Source organism: Streptomyces sp. NPDC059994, assembly GCF_042737755.1.
Classification (GTDB): domain Bacteria; phylum Actinomycetota; class Actinomycetes; order Streptomycetales; family Streptomycetaceae; genus Streptomyces.
Window position 1 is genome coordinate 1 of sequence record NZ_JBHWUR010000188.1, and the last position, 7270, is coordinate 7270.

The window sequence follows — 7270 nt, forward strand, 5'->3', positions numbered from 1 at the left end:
GATTCCCAGTCAGCGGGACTCGCTTTCCGGCCTTTCGGCTTTCCGGCGGTTCCGACTCTATCAGATCCTTTCGGGCCTGCTTTCCGGTCTCCCGGGTCAAGTCGGTTTGTCTTCCCGGCCGTTGGGCCGTTCCGACGAGTGAGACTTTAGCGGAATCCTGGCCCCCGATCCAATCGGGGCTGCGTCCTTATCGAACGCGGATTCCTCATTTCGCAAAAGCGCACGAAAAACGAAACGGCGGTGACCGCTGTTCGGATCAAGTGGTTGGTGCGGAATGGCTGTCCGGGGACCGACCGGAGTCGGCGCTCACGTCGGACAACTCGGAGAACACTACGTACGGGCCAAGTGCGTGTCAACCCCGGCTCGGAGGGCGTCTGGCTGGTTCTTTCGGCCGAGGGAGGGACGGCAGGACGGCCGGTCTGGGGCGGGTGGGTGCGCGCCTGGTTTGGGCTGTATGAGGAGTCTTGTCCGGGTCGCCGGAGTTGTCGGGGTAACCGCCGCCCTGAGCGCCGCGAGCGTGGTCGGGGCCTTGACCGCGTACGCCGTCGACGGCGACGAGCGGGTCGCGCACATGCGCGCGCGTGGTCGATGCCGTCAACCGTGAGACGCGCGGCGGATCAACCGGCTGCGGCGGTGCGGGGACGAGGTGTCACGGGCCGAGGCGGATCGGCTGGAACGGCTGCTCCGCGACTCGTGTCGGTACGCGGAGCAGCTTCACTCCGTACGGGCGCCGCCCGCCCGGAACGCGGCGGCGCGGGGTGAGACGGGCCCGTACGGAGTGGGGAGCACGTATCGCGTGGTGGGCGCGGACGCTGTCGCATCTGCCGGTGATCCCCTGCGGGCCGCCCGTGAGGCGGCCGAACGGGCGCCCGTCGGGGCCGCCGCGCTGGTTGGTGGGGGCGTCTCCTGCTGGTGGGCGGGGCGCCGCCGTCGCTTCCGTGCGGTGGCGGCGGGACTGGCAGAGAGGGACTGGTGGAGAGGGACTGGTGGAGAGAAGGAGACGAGTAGGAAGGAGGGAGCGGCTCAGCCGTTGCCCGAGGCCAGCTCCCGGCTGCGGTCGCGGGCTGCTTCCAGGGCGGCGATCAGGGCGGCCCGTACGCCGTGGTTCTCCAGCTCGCGGATCGCGCTGATCGTGGTGCCCGCCGGGGAGGTGACCGCCTCACGGAGCTTGACCGGGTGTTCGCCGCTGTCGCGGAGCATCACGGCGGCGCCGATGGCCGCCTGCACGATCAGGTCGTGGGCCTGGGCGCGCGGCAGGCCGAGCAGGATGCCGGCGTCGGTCATCGCCTCGACCAGGTAGTAGAAGTACGCCGGGCCCGAGCCGGAGAGTGCGGTGGCCGCGTCCTGCTGGGACTCGGGGACGCGCAGGGTCTTGCCGACGCCGCCGAAGATCTCCTCGGTGTGGGCGAGGTGGATCGGGGTCGCGTGGCTGCCGGCGCTGATGACGGACATGCCCTCGTCGACGAGCACGGGAGTGTTCGGCATGACGCGGACGACCGGGGTGTTCGGCGCGAGCCGTTCCTCGATGAACGCGGTGGGGATGCCGGCGGCGGCGCTGATGACCAGGCGGTCGGGGGTGACGTGCGGGGTGAGCTCGTCGAGGAGGCGGCCCATGTCCTGGGGCTTCACGGTGAGGATCAGGGTGTCCGCGCGCTTGGCGGCGTCGGCGTTGGTGACGGACTCGACGCCGTAACGGGTGCGGAGTTCCTCGGCGCGTTCCGGGCGGCGGGCGGTGACCAGGAGGTTCGCGGGGTTCCAGCCGGCGCGGATCATCCCGCTCAGGAGGGCTTCGCCGATCTTGCCGGTGCCGAGGACTGCGACGGTGTGGGTCATGCGGTCACCCTCCGGGTGGTGCGGGGTCTGACGTCGTCATCCTCGCACCGTGCGGGGTGTGGGGGGTGGGGTGTCCGAGGAGCGGTACGGGGGGCCGCGACCGTGTTCCGTGTTCCGTATTCCGTACGTCGCCCAAGGAGCACGGGGTCTGGGGGGCGGAAGCCCCCGGGCAACTACTTCCGCTTCGGTCGCTTCCGGCTCGCCGGGTTCCCCTTGCGGCGTTCGTAGCGCGTCAGGGCCTCCTCGTACTCCTTGCGGTGGAGGGATTCGCCGGGGGCTTCCCGCAGGGCCCGGAAGGCGTACGCCAGGAGGGAGCCGACGAAGCCGATCGCCTTCAGGCCCTGGAGGGAGCGTTCCCGCTCGGGGTCCGTGGGGCGCGCGCCGAAGCCCTCCCAGGTCTTGCGGAACGCCATCGCGCTGCACACCGCGAACATCACCACGACCAGGACGGTCACGAAGCTGCCGGTGTCGGCGATCTGGAGCCCTTCGTACGCGAAACGCAGCACGAAGCACGCCGCCACCGCCACGGCCAGGGCGCCGATCGCCACCCCGGCGCGGCGCAGGCCGTAGCCGTTGTCGTGGCCGACCCACGTCGTGCCGAAGAAACGGATGGGCTCGGGCTCGGGGCCGCCCCCGCCCTTGCCGTTCTGGTCGCTCATGGGCTTGATTATCCCCCGGCGTTACCCCCCGGCCGCGAGCAGCGGCTTCAGCCGCAGCGGACCGCCACGTAACCGTCGCTGCCCGTCTTCACGTACGCGTCCGACACGTACTGCCCGTTGGCGATGTTGTCCCAGATGTCCGTCGTCCCGTACGGGCCGGAGACCGTCGTTCCGGGGCACTGGCAGTTGATCGGGACGCTCACCCCGGCGGGCAGCACCTTGACCACCGGGTATCCCGTGCCGGGGCCGCTGCGGACGTTCACCCGGACGCCGGGCGCCACCGGGTACCGCTTCGTCGTCGCCTCGGCCTCCATGCCCGCGAGCTCTTCCGCAGTCATCTCGGACCTCCCCCATCACCGTCACTGTGCGTACGCCGCGTACGCGACCCGCAGGCTAGCAAGCCCCTCGGGTCTCGCACGCATCATCGACTAGGCTCCGAGCGTCGCGCTCGGGGACGAACACACGGGGGTGGGCGATGCCGCCGCTGCGCAGCACGGGGCCGGGCCCAGAAGCAGAGCATCCGGAGTACGCCGGGCAGTACCTGCTGGAGTCGACGCTCGGCACCGGCGGCATGGGCGTGGTCCATCTGGCCGCGTCCGCCTCCGGCCTGCGCCTGGCCGTCAAGGTCGTCCACGCCCAGCACGCCAAGGACCCCGAGTTCAGGGCGCGGTTCCGGCAGGAGGTGTCGGCCGCGCGGCGGGTGAGCGGGGCTTTCACCGCGTCCGTCGTCGATGCCGACCCGACGGCCGCGCGGCCCTGGATGGCCACCCTCTACATCCCCGGGCCCACCCTCGCCGAGGAAGTGAAGCGGAACGGGCCGCTCGACCCCTCCCAGATACGGCGGCTCGGCGCCGGGCTCGCCGAGGCCCTGCGCGACATCCACCGCGCCGGGGTCGTACACCGCGACCTCAAGCCCAGCAACGTCCTGCTCGCCGCCGACGGGCCCAAGGTCATCGACTTCGGCATCTCGCGCCCGTACGACAGCGATCTGCGTACCGAGACCGGCAAGCTCATCGGCACCCCGCCGTTCATGGCGCCGGAGCAGTTCCAGTCGCCGCGCGAGGTCGGGCCCGCCGCCGACGTCTTCGCGATGGGCGCGGTCCTGGTGCACGCGGCGACCGGGAACGGGCCGTTCGACTCCGAGAGCCACTACATCGTGGCGTATCAGGTGGTGCACAACGAGCCCGATCTGACCGGCGTCCCGGACGATCTCGTACCGCTGCTGCGGAGCTGTCTCGCCAAGAAGCCCGAGGACCGGCCCACGCCGGACGAGTTGATGGCGGAGCTGCGCTCGGCGGCGTACGGGACCGAGGCCTTCATCCCGACCCAGCGGTTCCGCAACCCGGTCGAGAAGGTACCGGGGCGGCCCTGGCCGGGCGGGGAGGAGGACGGTTCCTCCGATGTGCCCACGCACAAGCGGGCCGCCGCCAAGCCGTCCGCGACTCCCCGGCGGGCCCGCCGGCCGCTGCGGTGGGCCGCCGCCGGTGCCGCCCTGGCGGCTGTGGTCGCGGGTGGGGTGGTGGGTGTACGGATGGCTGCGGGCGGGGACGACAACGGCCCCCGGGCGACCGGTCCGACCGGTCAAGAGGCCCGCCGGGCCGCCGCGTTCACTCCCTGGGCCGTGCCGCTCGCGGGCGGCGGGGGCGGCAACCGCACGCCCGCCTGCTCCCTCGCCGGGGCGGGCGGGGCCCTGTACTGCGCCGCACCCGGCGTCACCGCGGCCCGGCTCGATCCGGCGAACGGCCGCGTCCTGTGGTCGGTGAAGGCCAAGGGCGCGACCGGGCGGGTGGCCGACGACGGGCAGCCCCGGGTCTCCGGCGGGCTCGTCCTCGTGGCGCCGCCGGACTCGGGCCGTCTTGAGGCGCTCGACCCGGCGACCGGCGCCACGCGCTGGACCCGCCCGGTCCCGGCGCACGCCGCGCTCGCCTTCGGCGAGACGTCCGTCGTGTTCACCGCCGACAACGGCGAGGTGCGCTGCCTCGACAGCGCGACCGGCAAGGAGCGCTGGCACGGGCGGCCCGCCGCCGCGACGGCGCAGTGGATGGCGGCGCCCGGCGGTACCGCGCTGTACGCCGTGTCGGTGGCCGAGGACGCGGCGACCTCACTGGTCACCGCCGTCGCGCCGGACACCGGCAAGGTGCTCTGGACCAAGCGGCTGCCGGGCTCTCTGGGGCCCGTCGGGGTGGCGGGCGGGGCGCTCGCCCTGCTCGCGGCGGACGCCGACAGCTTCACGACGGCGGTCGTACGCCTGGACACCGCGACCCGTGCCGTACGCCGTACGCCGCTGCCCGCCCCCGTCGACCAGGCTCAGGCGACGATCGACGGCGACATTGTGTACGTGTTCGGGGCGGGCGGGTCGCTGCTCGCGGTGGACGCGGGGCGCGGCGCCCAGCTCTGGCGGCTGGAGACCGGCGCGGCCCGCGCCTCGCGGCCGGTCGCGGGCGCCGGCCGGGTGTACGTGACGGCTTCGGACGGGCGGCTGCTGGCCGTGGACGCGGGGCGGGGTGTGCTGGTCGGGCAGACCGGTCCGCGGATGGCGTCGGGGCGCGACACGTTCACGGCGAGTCTGGGGGCGCCGGTGCTGGGTGGGGGGCGGGTGTTCGGGAGTGCGCCGGACGGGGCGGTGTTCGGGGTGGACGCGGGGGCGCTGGCAGGAGGGTGAAGGGTGCTGCGCACCCCTTCACCCTCGGCCGGCGTCAGCCCAGCTTCGACACGTCCCGCACCGCGCCCTTGTCCGCGCTCGTGGCCATCGCGGCGTACGCCCGAAGGGCTGCCGAGACCTTGCGTTCGCGGGACTTCGGGGCGTACACGCCGCCCAGGGCCTCCCGACGAGTCGTCAGTTCGGGCTCGGGGACGAGGAGTTCGATCGTACGGTTGGGGATGTCGATGCGGATGCGGTCGCCGTCCTCGACCAGGGCGATCGTGCCGCCGGACGCCGCCTCGGGCGAGGCGTGGCCGATGGAGAGGCCCGAAGTGCCGCCGGAGAAGCGGCCGTCCGTGATCAGCGCGCAGGACTTGCCGAGGCCGCGGCCCTTGAGGAACGACGTCGGGTAGAGCATCTCCTGCATACCGGGGCCGCCCTTGGGGCCCTCGTAGCGGATGACGACGACGTCGCCCTCCTTGATCTCCTTGCGGAGGATCTTGTCGACGGCCTCGTCCTGCGACTCGCAGACGACCGCCGGGCCCTCGAACGTCCAGATGGACTCGTCGACACCGGCCGTCTTCACGACGCAGCCGTCCTCGGCGAGGTTGCCCTTGAGGACGGCCAGGCCGCCGTCCTGCGAGTACGCGTGGGCGGCGTCGCGGATGCAGCCGTTGGCCGCGTCCGTGTCCAGCGTCTCCCAGCGCTTGGACTGGGAGAACGCGGTCGCCGAGCGCTCGCAGCCGGGGGCCGCGTGCCACAGCTCGACGGACTCGGGCGTCGCGGAGCCGCCGCGCACGTCCCACGCGTCGAGCCACTCCTTGATCGAGCGGGAGTGGACGGCGTGGACGTCCTCGTTGAGCAGACCCGCGCGGTAGAGCTCGCCGAGGATGGCGGGGATGCCGCCCGCGCGGTGCACGTCCTCCATGTAGTACGTGGTCGAGGGCGCGACGTTGGGCGCGACCTTGGCCAGGCACGGGACGCGGCGCGAGATCGCGTCCATGTCCGGGAGGCCGTAGTCGAGCTCGGCCTCCTGGGCGGCGGCGAGCAGGTGCAGGATCGTGTTGGTGGAGCCGCCCATGGCGATGTCGAGGGCCATGGCGTTCTCGAACGCCGCGCGCGTGGCGATGCTGCGCGGGAGGACGGAGGCGTCGTCGTCCTCGTAGTACCGCTTGGTGATGTCGACGACCGTACGGGCCGCGTTCTCGTACAGCGCGCGGCGGGCGGTGTGGGTGGCGAGGACCGAGCCGTTGCCGGGCAGGCTCAGGCCGATGGCCTCGGTCAGGCAGTTCATCGAGTTGGCGGTGAACATGCCGGAACAGCTGCCGCAGGTGGGGCAGGCGTTCTCCTCGATACGGAGGATGTCCTCGTCGGAGACGTTCTCGTTGACCGCGTCGCTGATCGCGTTGATCAGGTCGAGCTTGCGGACGGTGCCGTCGACGAGGGTGGCCTGGCCGGCCTCCATCGGGCCGCCGGAGACGAAGACGGCGGGGATGTTGAGGCGCATCGCGGCCATCAGCATGCCCGGGGTGATCTTGTCGCAGTTGGAGATGCAGATCAGGGCGTCGGCACAGTGGGCCTCGACCATGTACTCCACGCTGTCCGCGATCAGGTCGCGGGAGGGGAGGCTGTAGAGCATGCCGCCGTGGCCCATCGCGATGCCGTCGTCGACCGCGATGGTGTTGAACTCGCGGGGGACGGCGCCGGCGGCCAGGATCGCGTCGGAGACGATGCGGCCGACGGGGGCGAGGTGGGTGTGGCCGGGCACGAACTCGGTGAAGCTGTTCGCCACCGCGATGATCGGCTTGCCGATGTCCGCGCCGGCTACGCCCGAGGCGCGCATCAGGGCGCGGGCGCCGGCCATGTTGCGGCCGTGGGTGACGGTGCGGGACCTCAGCTCGGGCATTGCGGTCGCTCCTCAGCATCCTGAATAGCCAGATCGGGCTGCTTCGAGCGTACGCCCCGGCTCCAGGATCTGGACGGGGTGTCCGGATGGCGGGACGGGTGGCTCGGCATCCGGGCATGCGCGGGGTGGGGTGCCTGCGGCGGGCGGGCTCCCCTGCCCGCCCCTTCCCGAAACGCTCCGGGGGTGGGGGAGGTTCCCGGGGGCTTCGCCCCCGGACCCCGAGCGGGGCCT

5 protein-coding genes are annotated in these 7270 nt (G+C 72.5%); 1 reads left to right on the forward strand and 4 read right to left on the reverse strand.

Annotation, left to right across the window (positions count from 1 at the left end; genetic code table 11):
* Positions 1 to 1023 precede the first annotated feature (1023 nt).
* The 3 genes from proC to ACFWA7_RS39185 form a co-directional block, all read right to left on the reverse strand.
* Positions 1024 to 1833 carry a pyrroline-5-carboxylate reductase gene (gene proC / locus ACFWA7_RS39175; protein WP_385545252.1) on the reverse strand — a complete coding sequence of 270 codons (810 nt, stop codon included), beginning with the start codon at positions 1831 to 1833 and terminating at the stop codon, positions 1024 to 1026.
* A gap of 173 nt (positions 1834 to 2006) precedes the next feature.
* Entirely contained in the window at positions 2007 to 2492 is a 486-nt protein-coding gene (locus ACFWA7_RS39180; protein WP_385545249.1) for a hypothetical protein, read from the reverse strand.
* A gap of 47 nt (positions 2493 to 2539) precedes the next feature.
* Positions 2540 to 2830 (reverse strand): peptidase, encoded by a 291-nt coding sequence (locus ACFWA7_RS39185; RefSeq protein WP_385545246.1) that lies wholly within the window; start codon positions 2828 to 2830, stop codon positions 2540 to 2542.
* Between the two features lie 137 nt (positions 2831 to 2967).
* Between ACFWA7_RS39185 and ACFWA7_RS39190 the strand changes: the two genes are divergently transcribed.
* Positions 2968 to 5154 carry a PQQ-binding-like beta-propeller repeat protein gene (locus ACFWA7_RS39190; RefSeq protein ID WP_385827935.1) on the forward strand — a complete coding sequence of 729 codons (2187 nt, stop codon included), beginning with the start codon at positions 2968 to 2970 and terminating at the stop codon, positions 5152 to 5154.
* Between the two features lie 34 nt (positions 5155 to 5188).
* Here ACFWA7_RS39190 and ilvD read toward each other — a convergent pair whose 3' ends face one another.
* On the reverse strand, positions 5189 to 7039 hold the full coding sequence (ilvD, locus tag ACFWA7_RS39195) for a dihydroxy-acid dehydratase (RefSeq protein ID WP_371654023.1): 1851 nt from the start codon (positions 7037 to 7039) through the stop codon (positions 5189 to 5191).
* Positions 7040 to 7270 lie beyond the last annotated feature (231 nt).